The sequence below is a fragment of the Chryseobacterium sp. POE27 genome (assembly GCF_039727685.1).
Classification (GTDB): Bacteria; Bacteroidota; Bacteroidia; order Flavobacteriales; family Weeksellaceae; genus Chryseobacterium.
Window position 1 is genome coordinate 2,340,386 of the sequence record NZ_CP152475.1, and the last position, 14,254, is coordinate 2,354,639.

The window sequence follows — 14,254 nt, forward strand, 5'->3', positions numbered from 1 at the left end:
AATGAAATTTAGAAACTGGTTTTTATTAGTTCTGCTGTTTTTAGCAACAGGAATTAATGCACAAATCAAAAATCCTGTAAAATTTAAATTTACAATCAACGAGTTAGGAGATAATCAATACGAAGCCGTACTGAATGCGACCATGGAAAGCGGCTGGCACATTTATTCCAAAGACATTCCGGAAGACACAGGAATTCCGACTGATTATAAAGTTTCGGGGAAGAACATTGAACTGATCGGCAAATTCACTGAAGTTGGTAAAAAGCATGAAGAATTTTCTGAAGCTTTTGGAGGAAAAATTATTTTTTATTCTAATTCGGCAGGCTTTAAGCAAAAATTCAAATTAAAAGATGCTACAAAACCTGGAGATGTGGTTGCAGAAATTACTTACCAGACTTGTGATGACAGAGTTTGCTTGGCACCCAACACGTTGGAATTCAACAAGCAGATAACGCCAAAAGGCGCACCGGAAGAAATTGCAACTGCAACGAATGAACCGGCAAAAGACTCTGCAAAGGTTGAAACGGTAGTAGAAAATCCGGTAAAAGGTACAGTTACGGTTACAGAAATATCCAAGCTGGATCCCAAACAGCTAAAAATAGAATCTATTGACTTTCAAAAGCCACTGACGGATTGCGGAACCGCTACCACAAAAGTAGCTGAAAATTACTGGACGTATTTATTCCTAGGATTTATCGGAGGGCTTATTGCTTTGCTTACGCCTTGTGTATTTCCGATGATTCCGCTTACGGTTTCGTTCTTTACAAAAGGCAGCATGAATAAAGCGAAAGGAAAAAGAGATGCTTTTATCTACGGATTTTTTATCCTGCTGATTTTTGTTTTGCTAAGTGTTCCTTTCCATATTATTGACGGAATTGCGGGTAATATTTTCAACGAAATATCTACGAGTGTATGGTTGAATATCGCCTTCTTTATCATATTTATTTTCTTTGCAGGAAGTTTCTTCGGATACTATGATATCACTTTACCAAGTTCAATTGCGAACAAATCTTCAAAAGCAGAAGAAGCCGGCGGAATTATAGGAATTTTCTTCATGGCTTTGACGTTGGTAATTGTTTCATTTTCCTGTACAGGTCCTATTTTAGGAAGTTTATTAGGAAGCGCCGTAACTGGTTCTGCGAATGTTCCTATGCTGCTGACATTTGCTTTGGCAGGTTTCGGACTGGCCTGGGCGATCATCTTCGGATTGTTGGCTTTATTCCCGCAGGCATTACAAAGTCTTCCTAAATCAGGAGGCTGGATGAATACCGTAAAAGTTGTTTTAGGTTTCGTAGAATTGGCTTTAGCATTAAAATTCTTATCAAAGGCAGACTTGGTTTCCAAAACATTCTTATTGAAAAGAGAACTTTTCATTGTCATCTGGATCCTTGTTGCACTCGGTTTAGCATTATATCTATTTGGATTAATCAGATTCCCGCACGATGATAAAAAGCCTAAAATTTCTATTACCCGAAAAATTCTTGGAGCTTTAGGATTTGGATTTGTAATTTATCTTGTTCAGGGTTTAATTCCTTCAGAGCGTCCGAAACTGCAGTTGCTAAGCGGGATTTTACCTCCGCTGAACGTTAGTTATTTCCACGATGAAAAAGACGGAATTCTAGGAATGCATCCCGAACATGATTTCTTTAAAGCAGTGGAACTCGCTAAAAAAGAAGACAAACCGATCTTAATTGACTTCACAGGGTACGGCTGTGAAAATTGTCGAAAAAATGGAAGAATTTGTATGGAGCGAAAACGATATCCTGCCTATTCTTCAGAATGATGTTGTTTTAGCCTCTCTTTATGTAGACGACAAAGAAGAACTCCCTGAAGATCAGAAAACAAAAATCGATCTGGGCGACGGACAGGTAAAAAAAGTAAAAACCATCGGCGACAGGTGGAGCTTATTCCAGCAGGTGAATTTTAATAATAATTCTCAGCCACATTATGTATTAATAACTCCCGACGGAAAAGTCATTAACACGCCGGTTTCAGGATATATGCCTAAAGAAGATTTCAAAAAATTCCTCGAATGTGGAGTGAATTATTACAAAAAAGAATAAATAAACACATATCCCATATAACTAAAAACCTTTTCAGAAATCTGGAAAGGTTTTTTTTATTCTACTGACCCACAGAGAAATATCTCAAATATTATTCAAATAATACAAATTCATCATACAAATTCATCAATAGGTATATAATTTGTATTGAATTTTAATAATAATTACAAAATTAATACTCTTATTTAAAAATTGTTTAACATTTAAAAACTATTAATTATGGCTGAAGTAATTGCACAAGAGAAGCAAGGAGGAAGCAAACAAAGAAAAAAAATGATCCGCGTTGACATGACTCCAATGGTGGATTTAGGATTTCTATTGATCACATTCTTTATGTTTACCACAAATTTCACAAAACCTAATGTAATGGATTTGGGATTGCCGGCGAAAGATCCGAACCCAATTCCAAAACCTACGCCTCCAATTGATGTTAATAATCAGGTAACATTTATTTTAGGTAAAGACAACCGGGTATTTTACCATCAAAAGAGCAAGGAAGATTTAAATAAAAGTAATTTAGAAGAAACTGATTTCAGTGGAATTAATATCACCAAAATCATTTCCGAAGCTTATAATAAGGCTCCCAAAAAAGAAAATTTCACCATCATCATTGAGCCTACAGATGATGCCAACTACAAGAATTTTGTAGATATATTAGACAACATTGCAATTTCCAAAAAAGAACGATACGGAGTGACCGACATCAAACCGTGGGAAAAGAAAGTTTATGATGAATTAACCAAATAAACATTAAAGGGCATTTTCAGAATGCTCTTTTTTTATTTACTTTTGAGTATAATTTTATTCAATGAAAAACTTTCTAGCCGCAATAGCTATTACAGCATTATTTATTTCATGTTCTAAAAAAAGAGGCAGCTCCTACTTCCACCAAAACAGACAGCACAAAAATTGTAGATTCCATTAATGCCGCAAGAACAAAAATTAATGACAGCATAAAGTCTCAAAACCGTTTCAGAGATTTTAGCGGAAAACATATATTTACTCATAATTTAATTAACAATAAAGGCTCTATCAATTTCACAAAAGTTGAAGGAGAAAGAGACCGTTATAAAGTTTCGGGAGAAATAAGATCCGGAAAAGACTATGTTACTATTGACGGTACCGCAAATGTTGTTTCGGATAAGCACGTGAATTTTTCGGGAACCTTAACGCAAAGTATTTCTGAAAATGATAATGGCAAACCTTATGTACGGAATAAACCGAAAACCTTCATGTCTAAAGACGGCGGAAAAACATACAGGCTTCAGGATATGGTAAATGGTTCGGGATTTGTTGATTATATTGACATCCATTTTTAATCATTGAAATTATGTTGAATTACCAAATCAAAGGAAACGGAAAAGAAACGCTGGTTCTGCTGCACGGCTTTATGGAAAACCTTTCCATCTGGAGCGACATGGAACCCCATCTTTCTGAAAATTTTTCATTATTAAAAATCGATCTTCCGGGACACGGACAATCAGATATTATTGCTGAAGTTCAGACGATGGAATTAATGGCAGAAGAAGTAAAAAAGGTACTCGACCATCAAAACCTTCAAAAAGTTCATCTCCTAGGACATTCTATGGGCGGCTATATTTCTCTAGGTTTTGCCGAAAAATATCCGGAATACCTGAAAAGTTTAACATTATTTTTCTCATCTTACCTTGCAGATGATACAGAAAAAAAAGAACAGCGCATTAAAAGCTACAGAATCATTAAAGATGCTTTTCCGCATTATGTCAGAGCCGGAATTCCGAATCTTTTTAATCCGAACGAAAGAGATATCCTGGAAGGCAAGATAGAAACTGCCCTTGAAGTAGCATTATCTACCAACAATATGGGTGCACTTGCCTCGGTAAAAGGTATGGTAGAAAGAACTGATAAAAAACACGTTCTTGAAAATCTTGATGTCAAAATTTTAGTTTTGGCCGGTAAGCACGACAATGCTGTAAAAACTGAAACAATGATTAAGCATCTTCCGGATTGCACAAACATCAAATCGTATATTCTCGACTGCGGACACAACGGACATTGGGAAAAGCCGTCTATCTGCGCAGAGATCATCAATATGGAGCTTCTTCATAATTTACCGAAACATTTAGTTTTCTGATATGCTGGATTTCTTGTTAAAAAAAAGAAACCGGTCATCGGCTTGACACTTTCTGGTGGAGGAATGCGCGGAATTGCACATATAGCAGTTCTGAAAGCTTTGGAAGAATATAACCTTAAACCCGATATCATTTCAGGAACGAGCGCCGGATCTATCGTAGGCGCTTTTTATTCTCTAGGAAAATCGCCGGAAGAAATGATGGAAATCGTAAGACAGACCACTTTTTTTTCAAGATCATACCTGAAACTCTCCAAAAACGGAATTTTCAGTTCAAAATTTATCTTGAAATTATTCATGGATCACTTTCCGGAAGATGATTTTAAAGTCTTAAAAATTCCGGTGTATGTTGCCGCAACCGAAATGACGCACGGCATTGTAGATTTCTTTTCGGAAGGAGAACTTTTTGGTCCGTTGCTCGCTTCATCGAGCGTTCCTTTTGTTTTGCCCCCTGTGAAAATCGGCGAAAAAATATATGTGGATGGCGGCGTTTTAGACAATCTTCCGATTGAGCCAATTATTGACAAATGTGATTTTTTAATTGCTTCTCACGTCAATTCCATCAGCTATGACAGTCTTGAGAAAATGAGCTTAATGAAAGAATTTGACCGAATCCTTCACCTTGCTATTGCAAAATCAGTCTATTCTAAAGCAAAATCCTGTGATATTTTCTTAGATCCGCCCAAAATGACAAAGTTTAGTTTATTCAACAAAAAATTTCTAGACATCATGTTTCAGGAAGTTTATGAATACACCTGCAAAGAGCTTGAGGAAAAGGGATATTCGCGAATTTGAGAGTATTTTATTTAATTACAAACTTTCTTCCGCTTCTATTCTATTTTTAAAAGTTTCAATCGTTTCGTGAAGGGATTCATCGGATTTTCCTCCTGCTGCATTGATGTGACCTCCTCCATTGAAATATTTTCTTGAAAATTGATTTACATCCATATCATCTTTGCTTCTGAAAGAAATTTTAATGAAATTTTCATATAAATCTTCCATAAAGAAAGCTGCCATCTTCACTCCCAGAATACTTAGTCCGTAGTTTACAAAACCTTCCGTATCACCTTTCTGGAAGCCATATTCCTTCAGCTCTTCCCTTGTCAGATAAAGCACAGCAACTTTACCGTCCTTCACCACTTCTATCCTTCCCAGAATCAAAGCTAACAAGTGAAGACGTGAAACCGTATTGGTGTCCCAGGTATTCGAAGTGATCATAGCAGGATCCGCTCCCTGCTCGATAAGATTAGCAATGATTCTATGCGTTGTTGCACTCGTAGACCGGAAACGGAAACCTCCTGTATCCGTCATAATTCCCGTGTAAAGACATTCTGCAACGTCTTTATCAACAAGCTTTTCATCTCCAAGTGCTTCAATGAAATGATAAACCATCTGGCATGTTGCAGGAATAACCGTTTCTGAATATACGAAATCAAAGTCCTCCGGTTGTTGGTGATGATCAATAAGAATTTTTTTAGCAGTAGCTTTCGTAAGCCAGTCGCCTAATAAACCTATTCTTGAAGGCGCATTGAAATCAAGACAGAAAATAACATCTGCTTCGTTGATCAGATCAAAAGCAACTTTTCTTTTATATTCAGCAATCAAAACTTTTTTCGCTTCCGGCATCCACTTAAGGAACTTGGGAAAATCGTTCGGCACGATGACTTCAGCGAAAATACCTCTGGCTTTTAAATAATGTTTTAAACCTAAGCTGGAACCAATAGCATCTCCATCGGGATTGTAATGGGTAAGTATTACGATTTTGTTTTCTGGAGACAGTAATGTATTGATTTCTAAAAGTTCCGCTGATGTAAACATGAGATGTTTATTTTTTTCTTTAAAATTAAGTTTCCAAAGATAGAGCTTTTAAATAAATCATTAAGTATTATTTTTGTATCCGGATAAACTCTGATGCGATCAGGCTTTACTATTATCCATCAAAAAAGCACGTAAAAAAATCAAAAAAAAAGCACTAAAGTTTGTAGCTTTTAAAAAATTGCATATCTTTGCAACCTGAAAATTAATAGATAATTACGATTTAAACATATAGTAATGAGTAAAAGAACATTCCAGCCATCAGAAAGAAAAAGAAGAAACAAACACGGTTTCAGAGAAAGAATGTCTACGCCAAATGGAAGAAGAGTTTTGGCTGCGAGAAGAGCTAAAGGCAGAAAGAGTTTAACTGTAAGTGCATCACGCGCTAAGAGATAATCTTTTTATTATCATATACGAATCATGCTTGAAAAGAAGTTTTTCAGGCATTTTTTGTTGTTAAAATTTCCTAAAATTTAGGTTCTTTACTCTTCTTTTTCCTATTTTTAAAATCTGAAATATTTTTTAGAAAAAGTACTTTAAAACCGAATTATGCCACATACAAATATTGCCGGAGACAACATCATCAGCCTGCAGCATGCCAAGATTGCACAGAAAAACTTCACTGTACTTTCTGATGTAAATCTAAATATCAAGAAAGGAAGATTCTGCTATCTTATCGGAAAAACAGGTTCCGGAAAAAGTTCATTACTGAAAACCTTGTACGGGCATATTCCTTTAGCATCAGGGCATGGAGCTGTTGTCGGCTTTGAACTTGACAAATTGAGAGCTTCCGACGTTCCGAACCTGAGAAGAAAATTAGGAATTGTTTTCCAGGATTTCCAGCTGCTTTCCGACAGAACAGTTGAAAAAAATCTGAAATTCGTACTTGAAGCAACAGGATGGAATGACAAGGCAAAAATGGAAGACCGCATCAATGAAGTTTTGGGAAGTGTAAACATGAAAAGCAAGAAACATAAAATGCCTCATGAACTTTCCGGTGGAGAGCAACAGCGTATTGCTATTGCAAGAGCTTTGCTTAATCATCCTGACTTAATTTTAGCAGATGAGCCTACAGGAAATCTCGATCCTGAAACATCCAATGAAATTATGACTTTATTAAAACAGGTTGCTTTAGAAAACGGAGCAGCCGTAGTAATGGCAACTCATGATTATCATATGATTCAGAACTTTCCGGGAGAAGCGATCAGATGTGAAGACGGAAAAGTTTCCGTTTTGGATACTGCTGAATTATTTGAGTAAATTTTAACCATTAAGAACATTTAAGAAGTTAAGAGCTACTTTAAGATAAACAGGATTTTAATTAGGCTGATTTAACTCAATATTTCTACATTCTTAATTTTTCAAATAAATGTTTTCTTTACGAAAAACATGAAACTCTTTGGTGAGTTCAAGATATTGGTCCGAGTATTGTCTCGGACTTTTTTCTATGATAAATTCAGATTCTTCCAGAAAGCTTTCAGTTAAAGAAAATTCCAGGATAAGCCTTCTTACTTTTGAATTTTCAATGCCTTTAATGTTAATTTTCCGGATAAGAGACAGATTATTTTCATCGGCAATTTTAACAAAATCATTGCCGGCTTCAGCAGGAATTATGACAGAGAAAAGTCCTTTTTCAGAAAGAAGTTGTGAGGATTTTGAAATCAACTGCTGGAAATTCAGCTCTACATTCTGTCTTGCGATCTTATCTTTTTCAGAATCTGACACCTCGAAATAAGGAGGATTAGATACAATGAGATCAAACCTTTTTTCTGTTACAAAATCTTTAAAATCGGATTGTGTGTTTTCTAATCTTGACCTGAATGAAGAGTGATCAAAATTAATTCTTGTAAGCCTTACAGCTTCTTCATTGATATCAATTCCCAAAAAACAGGCATTATCATTTCTCTGAGCCAGCATCAAGGATATCAAACCCGTTCCCGTTCCTATTTCCAGAACATTAAGAGCATGATCAACATTGGCCAAAGCGCCCAAAAGGACCCCATCAGTTCCCACCCGAAAAACATCTTTCGACTGCTGAATGTTAAACTGTTTAAATGTAAAAGGCTTCACTATAAATTTGTCGGTAACGTAATCGTAAATGTTGATCCTTTTCCGACTTCAGATTTTACGTTGATTTCTCCTTTATAATCTTCTACCATTTTTCTTACCATTGATAAGCCAAGTCCCATCCCGCTGTTTTTAGAAGTAAAATTAGGCTCAAAAATTCTCTCGTAAATGTTTTCAGGAATACCTACCCCGTTATCCTGAACGGAAATCATTACCCTTCTCTGATGCTGCTCTACATCTACATTGACAATCAGTTTTCTTTCCTCACTTTCCGCCTGTTTTGCATTGGTAACAAGATTTGTGATAATTCTGGACAGATAAATTTTGTCCATATTAATCATAATATTGCTTTTGTTGGAATGCATGAAAACACTTTCATCATTGAATACACGGAGAATATCCTCGACTTCGTTATTCAGATTGATGATTTCATTATTCTTCTCAGGTAGTTTGGCAAACTCGGAAAAAGCCGAAGCGACAGTGGCAATAAGATCAATCTGATCGACCACCGTTTTGCTCATCTGTTTTACTTTTTCCCTTATATTCGGATCTTCCGGATCAAATTTTCTTTCAAAATTCTGAATCGTCAATTTCATGGGCGTAAGCGGATTTTTCACTTCATGAGCTACCTGCTTGGCCATTTCTCTCCACGCCTCCTCAGATGCTTTGAAGCGCAACCGTTCTTTCTGATCCTGAATCTGAAGAATCATTCTGTTGTAAGCTCTCGCAAGTGCATTTAATTCATCATTTTTATAATACCTGATTGGCCTCATTTCATTTTCAAATAAGGTGATACGGGTAATCATATCAGAGAACTTGGTAATATTTTTGGCCAGATTATTAGACATCACCCAGCTGAACCACACACTGAATAAAATAAGAAAAATATCGACCAGAATGATATATTTCACATAAATATTAAGAACGTCAAAATAAGCCGATTCGTTGTGATACAATGGAATATAGACAATAGCGATCGGCTCAAGATCATTATTTTTCAACAACAGATAGGAAGACGTAAATACAGCATCTTTGGACGCATCATATCCCTTGATATCTACTCTGGCTTTCGTAGAAAGTATTTTATTGATGATATTGATAGGAACCTTTTTCTGCTCAACAAGGCTTTCCTCTTTATTTGAAAGTAAATAATTCCCTTTTAAATCATATAAAATAATATCATGCTGGTTGATATCTGCAATTTCAAAAATCTTATTGTCCAAAAGTATGGGGAGATCTTTGGTTTCCGTATGTTTCATACTCACGGCATAATCCAAAAAACGTATGACCGCACCCGTTTTCTCCTGCATATCAATCCTGCTTTTAGTCACAGAATTTTCCCTTAAAACAAAATAAGGAACCAGAGAAGAAGCCACTACACTCAAAAGACATACCAGTAAGAATCCGAAAAAGACACGGTTTCTTAAGCTATATCCTTTATACATACTAATTGACATTCTGTTTTTTAATTAACCTAGCAATATACTTACCAATTATATCGAATTCTAAATTAACTTTATCTCCTTTTTTTAAATATTTCATGTTGGTAAATTCCCATGTATAAGGGATAATGGCAACAGAAAACAGATTGTCTTCGCTTTTTGCAACAGTAAGGCTGATACCGTTTACAGTGATGGATCCCTGAGGAACGGTTACAAAATTTCCGTCATTTTCATATGACATGGTAATAAAATAACTTCCGTCTTTATTTTCAATGCTCACAACTTCACCTGTTTTATCAACGTGTCCCTGAACGATGTGCCCATCCAGCCTTCCGTCCATTTTCATGCAACGCTCCAGATTGACAACCGTTCCGACTTTCCATTTCCCAAGATTTGTTTTTTCAAGGGTTTCATTAATGGCTGTCACAACGTATCGGTCGCCTTCTGTTTTCACAACAGTCAGACAGCAGCCGTTATGAGCAAGACTCTGATCAATTTTAAGTTCCTGGGTAAAAGGACACGTCAGGGTAAAATCAATGTTACTTCCGGATGTCTCTATTTTTTCAATTGTTCCAACTGCTTCAATAATTCCTGTGAACATATTATTTTTTGCTAAATTTGTAGTTTATTAATCTTCAAAGATAATCAAAATGAACCCAAAAAACCATAAAGTAAGAGTAGGAATTTCAATAGGAGATTTCAACGGCATCGGTCCCGAAATCATCATGAAATCCCTTTCAGAGAAAACAATTACAGATTTTTTCACTCCTGTGATTTTTGGTTCGGGAAAATTGTTTACTTATCAGAAAAACATTCTGAAACTGAATGTAAACTTCAATTATATTAATGAAGCATCACAGGCGCAGGCCGGCAAGCTAAATATGGTGAATCTGGTAAAGGAAAACTCTACGGTGGAGCTTGGTACACCAACAGAAGAATCTACTAAAATGGCTATTGATTCTCTTGAGGCAGCGACGGAAGCTTTGCTAAAAGGAGAAATCGACGTTCTCGTTACCGCACCCATCAATAAAGATGAAATGGTAAAAATGGGATTTAAGCATGCAGGTCATACCGGATATTTTGAAGAAAAATTCAACAAAAAAGGGCTGATGTTTCTGGTAACGGAGGATTTAAAAGTTGCTGTATTGACACATCATATCCCTATTGCTCAAGTTGCCGAAAATATTTCTAAAGAAAAAATTAAAAAAGCAGATCCGGGTTTTAAATCAAACTTTAATTGAAGATTTTAACATTTCAAGACCAAAGATCGCCGTTTTAGGGCTAAATCCACACGCAGGTGACGGCGGTGTAATCGGAAAAGAAGAAATTGAGATTATCGCACCGGCCATCAAGGAACTTTCAGACAATGGAATTCTGGCGTTCGGACCTTTCCCTGCCGACAGTTTTTTCCAGCCAGGGAAATATAAAAGTTTTGATGCCGTTTTAGCCATGTACCACGATCAGGGCTTAGCTCCTTTTAAAACTTTAGCTTATGAAGAAGGCGTAAATTATACAGCAGGACTTCCTTTCATAAGAACGTCCCCCGATCACGGAACGGCATATGATATTGCAGGTAAAAACATTGCTGATGAGCAGAGTTTTACAGAAGCTATATTCACAGCTATTGCTATTTTCAGGAACAGAAGTGAATACAACGATTTGATGACCAACCGACTGCAACCTAAAAGAATGGTTGTAGACAACGGAATAGATGAAGATTTGCCGGACGAATCTGAAGCATAAAGATTTTAAATTAATTTGTTTTAGAATTTTTTGTTATTATAAAAAAATTGCATATTTTTGCACACTCATTTTATGGACAAGTTAAGAAACTATGACGTAAGCTTTTCCGGACTAAAAACCGGCAAGCACGAGTTCAGGTTTGAGATAGATAAGGAGTTCTTTCAATTATTTGACACTGAACAGGAATTTACGAATCCCAGAATTTCAGTAGATGTTTTTTTAGATAAACACACTACGTTTCTGGAGTTTGAGATCAAAGTAAATGGCACGGTAGAATTGGTTTGTGATATCACAACCGAAAATTTCGACCATCCCATCGAAAATGAAATCAGGGTTTTGGTAAAATTCGGAGAAGAATATGACGACAGCGAGGAAGACGTTATTACCATTCCTTCCAATGATCACGCTTTCAACATAGCACAGCTGATTTATGAAAACGTTGCACTTTCTATTCCGATGAAAAAAATATCGCCGAATGTCAGCGATGAAGATCTTGCCATTCTTGAAAAGTTCAGCCCTAAAGAAAATAAGGAAGAAGAACCTGAAAGCGACCCGAGATGGGACGCATTAAAAAATTTAAAGAATAAAAATTAAATAGTTTAATGATGAGATGATGAATCTCATCGCTCATCAATTAAAAAAGTTATTAGAAAATGGCACATCCAAAGAGAAGACAGTCGTCTACAAGAAGAGATAAGAGAAGAACTCACTATAAAGCTGTAGTTCCTCAATTGGCTAAAGATGCAACAACAGGAGAGCTTCACCTATACCACAGAGCTCACTGGCATGAAGGAAAACTTTACTACAGAGGTAAAGTAGTATTGGAAAAAGAAGTAGCAACTACTGAAGAAAATTAAGAGTCGCTTTTCACTGAAAAACACTCGTTTTTATACAAAAACCGCCCGATTTTGATAAAATTTGGCGGTTTTTTGTTGTTTTTTACGATTTTTTGGTATCTTTGACCCAAAATCAAATATCAAATTTATGGACATTAAAGACATACAAAATCTTATCAAGTTTGTGTCTAAAGCAGAAGTTTCTGAGGTAAAGTACAAAACTAAAGATTTCGAAATCACTATTAAAACTCCATTAGCTGGTAGTGAAGTTGCTTATGCACAACCTGCAGTTTATCACACTGCACCTCAACAGATGGCTGCTGCGCCAGCACCGGCTGCAACTCCGGCTGTGCCTGCACAAAGTACTGAAGCAGCATCTGATGATAGTAAATATGTAACAATCAAATCTCCAATGATCGGTACTTTCTACAGAAAGCCATCTCCGGATAAAGACGTGTTCGTAAATGTAGGTGACGAAGTTTCTAACGGAAAAGTAGTTTGCGTTATTGAAGCCATGAAATTATTCAACCAGATTGAATCTGAAGTAAGCGGAAAAATCGTTAAGATTTTAGTTGATGATGCTACGCCTGTAGAATACGACCAACCTTTATTCTTAGTAGATCCATCTTAATTTAGGTTGCAGTTTTTAGGTTGCAGAATAAAAATTATTTTGCAGACTTAATTTTCTAGTACCTACTACCTATTACCTAAAATCTAAAAAAAGATGTTCAAAAAAATATTAATAGCCAATCGTGGCGAAATTGCAATGCGTATTTTACGTACTTGTAAAGAAATGGGGATCAAAACTGTTGCGGTTTATTCAACTGCGGATAAAGACAGTCTTCACGTAAGATTTGCTGATGAAGCGGTTTGTATAGGTCCTGCAATGAGTAAAGATTCCTATCTTAAAATTCCTAACATTATTGCAGCTGCTGAAATTACTAATGCAGACGCCATCCACCCGGGATACGGGTTTTTATCTGAAAATGCCAATTTCTCAAGAATCTGCCAAAAGAACGGTATCAAATTTATCGGTGCTTCTCCTGAACAGATTGAAAAAATGGGAGATAAAGCAAACGCTAAAGCTACGATGAAAGCTGCCGGCGTACCTTGTGTACCTGGTTCTGACGGTTTGATCGAATCCTACGAGCACGCTGTAAAAGTAGCTGAAGAAACAGGATATCCTGTAATGATCAAAGCGACTGCAGGTGGTGGTGGAAAAGGAATGAGAGCCGTTTGGAAAGCTGAAGATCTTAAAGATCATTGGGAATCTGCAATTCAGGAAGCTGTAGCCGCATTCGGAAATGGAGGTATGTATATGGAAAAACTGATTGAAGAGCCCAGACATATTGAAATTCAGGTTGCGGGTGACCAATTCGGCAAAGCCTGCCACCTTTCTGAAAGAGACTGTTCGGTACAGAGAAGAAATCAAAAACTAACGGAAGAAACTCCTTCTCCTTTCATGACAGACGAACTTCGTGAGAAAATGGGTGAAGCTGCTGTAAAAGCTGCAGAATTCATCGGATACGAAGGAGTAGGAACGATCGAATTCCTTGTGGACAAGCACAGAAATTTCTATTTCATGGAAATGAACACGAGAATCCAGGTAGAACACCCTATTACTGAACAGGTTATTGATTATGACCTGATCAGAGAACAGATTCTTTTGGCAGCCGGAACACCAATTTCAGGAATCAATTATTATCCTAAATTACATTCCATCGAATGTAGAATCAATGCGGAAGATCCTTACGCAGATTTCCGACCGTCCCCTGGAAAAATCACTGGATTAAATATTCCTGGCGGTCACGGCGTAAGAGTTGACACACATGTTTATTCAGGATATACCATTCCTTCGAACTACGACTCAATGATTGCAAAATTAATCACTACGGCTCAAACGCGTGAAGAAGCGATTGCAAAAATGAGAAGAGCGTTGGAAGAATTTTATATTGAAGGAGTAAAAACCACCATTCCTTTCCACAGACAACTGATGGATAATGAAGATTATCTTTCAGGAAACTATACAACAAAATTCATGGAAGATTTTGTGATGGACAGAAAATATGACAATCATTAAGATGATTTTATATATAATTTGTAAACCGCTCTTTTTGAGCGGTTTTTTTATAAACTTTGTCAAAGTTCAGAATTTTGACAAAGTTGATCCCAATATTA

14 protein-coding genes and 2 pseudogenes are annotated in these 14,254 nt (G+C 36.4%); 12 read left to right on the forward strand and 4 right to left on the reverse strand.

The genetic code is table 11. From position 1 onward, the window contains the following. Window position 1 precedes the first annotated feature (1 nt). From AAHI02_RS11070 to AAHI02_RS11090, 5 genes and pseudogenes are all read left to right on the forward strand, one after another. Window positions 2-2,063, forward strand: a pseudogene (locus AAHI02_RS11070) (cytochrome c biogenesis protein CcdA). Window positions 2,064-2,282: 219 nt separating this feature from the next. Beyond that, window positions 2,283-2,810: a biopolymer transporter ExbD gene (locus AAHI02_RS11075; protein WP_346983298.1), complete on the forward strand. Its 528-nt coding sequence runs from the start codon at window positions 2,283-2,285 to the stop codon at window positions 2,808-2,810. Window positions 2,811-3,211: 401 nt separating this feature from the next. Continuing rightward, complete coding sequence (locus tag AAHI02_RS11080) at window positions 3,212-3,382, forward strand: hypothetical protein (protein WP_346983299.1); 171 nt, start codon at window positions 3,212-3,214, stop codon at window positions 3,380-3,382. A gap of 11 nt (window positions 3,383-3,393) precedes the next feature. Continuing rightward, the gene (locus tag AAHI02_RS11085; protein WP_346983300.1) at window positions 3,394-4,176 is read left to right on the forward strand and encodes an alpha/beta hydrolase; all 783 of its coding nucleotides are present in this window, start codon (window positions 3,394-3,396) and stop codon (window positions 4,174-4,176) included. 42 nt (window positions 4,177-4,218) lie between these two features. Further along, window positions 4,219-4,968, forward strand: coding sequence for a patatin-like phospholipase family protein (locus AAHI02_RS11090; RefSeq protein WP_346983301.1), 750 nt, complete (start codon window positions 4,219-4,221; stop codon window positions 4,966-4,968). Between the two features lie 15 nt (window positions 4,969-4,983). Here AAHI02_RS11090 and AAHI02_RS11095 read toward each other — a convergent pair whose 3' ends face one another. Further along, window positions 4,984-5,991: a bifunctional oligoribonuclease/PAP phosphatase NrnA gene (locus tag AAHI02_RS11095; protein ID WP_346983302.1), complete on the reverse strand. Its 1,008-nt coding sequence runs from the start codon at window positions 5,989-5,991 to the stop codon at window positions 4,984-4,986. Window positions 5,992-6,225: 234 nt separating this feature from the next. On the opposite strand from AAHI02_RS11095, the gene rpmH reads away from it, so the two are divergent. Further along, on the forward strand, window positions 6,226-6,384 hold the full coding sequence (gene rpmH / locus AAHI02_RS11100) for a 50S ribosomal protein L34 (RefSeq protein ID WP_007843334.1): 159 nt from the start codon (window positions 6,226-6,228) through the stop codon (window positions 6,382-6,384). A 153-nt stretch (window positions 6,385-6,537) separates the two neighbouring features. Continuing rightward, the gene (locus tag AAHI02_RS11105; RefSeq protein WP_346983303.1) at window positions 6,538-7,248 is read left to right on the forward strand and encodes an ATP-binding cassette domain-containing protein; all 711 of its coding nucleotides are present in this window, start codon (window positions 6,538-6,540) and stop codon (window positions 7,246-7,248) included. Window positions 7,249-7,341: 93 nt separating this feature from the next. On the opposite strand, the gene AAHI02_RS11110 is transcribed toward AAHI02_RS11105, so the two are convergent. The 3 genes from AAHI02_RS11110 to AAHI02_RS11120 are packed head-to-tail and all read right to left on the reverse strand — an operon-like array spanning window position 7,342 to window position 10,098. Beyond that, complete coding sequence (locus AAHI02_RS11110) at window positions 7,342-8,058, reverse strand: methyltransferase (RefSeq protein WP_346983304.1); 717 nt, start codon at window positions 8,056-8,058, stop codon at window positions 7,342-7,344. After that, entirely contained in the window at window positions 8,058-9,512 is a 1,455-nt protein-coding gene (locus AAHI02_RS11115) for a HAMP domain-containing sensor histidine kinase (RefSeq protein WP_346983305.1), read from the reverse strand. The genes AAHI02_RS11110 and AAHI02_RS11115 overlap by 1 nt, the downstream gene beginning before the upstream one ends. Next, complete coding sequence (locus tag AAHI02_RS11120; protein WP_346983306.1) at window positions 9,502-10,098, reverse strand: riboflavin synthase; 597 nt, start codon at window positions 10,096-10,098, stop codon at window positions 9,502-9,504. The genes AAHI02_RS11115 and AAHI02_RS11120 overlap by 11 nt, the downstream gene beginning before the upstream one ends. A 49-nt stretch (window positions 10,099-10,147) precedes the next feature. Here AAHI02_RS11120 and pdxA point away from each other — a divergent pair. The 5 genes and pseudogenes from pdxA (at window position 10,148) to accC (ending at window position 14,156) form a co-directional block, all read left to right on the forward strand. After that, window positions 10,148-11,240, forward strand: a pseudogene (gene pdxA / locus AAHI02_RS11125) (4-hydroxythreonine-4-phosphate dehydrogenase PdxA). A 72-nt stretch (window positions 11,241-11,312) separates the two neighbouring features. After that, window positions 11,313-11,834, forward strand: a complete 522-nt coding sequence (locus AAHI02_RS11130; RefSeq protein ID WP_346983307.1) for a DUF177 domain-containing protein — start codon at window positions 11,313-11,315, stop codon at window positions 11,832-11,834. Between the two features lie 59 nt (window positions 11,835-11,893). After that, window positions 11,894-12,097, forward strand: coding sequence for a 50S ribosomal protein L32 (rpmF, locus tag AAHI02_RS11135; RefSeq protein WP_007843326.1), 204 nt, complete (start codon window positions 11,894-11,896; stop codon window positions 12,095-12,097). A gap of 127 nt (window positions 12,098-12,224) precedes the next feature. Beyond that, window positions 12,225-12,707 (forward strand): acetyl-CoA carboxylase biotin carboxyl carrier protein, encoded by a 483-nt coding sequence (accB, locus tag AAHI02_RS11140; protein WP_346983308.1) that lies wholly within the window; start codon window positions 12,225-12,227, stop codon window positions 12,705-12,707. A gap of 93 nt (window positions 12,708-12,800) precedes the next feature. Then, complete coding sequence (accC, locus tag AAHI02_RS11145; RefSeq protein ID WP_346983309.1) at window positions 12,801-14,156, forward strand: acetyl-CoA carboxylase biotin carboxylase subunit; 1,356 nt, start codon at window positions 12,801-12,803, stop codon at window positions 14,154-14,156. Window positions 14,157-14,254 lie beyond the last annotated feature (98 nt).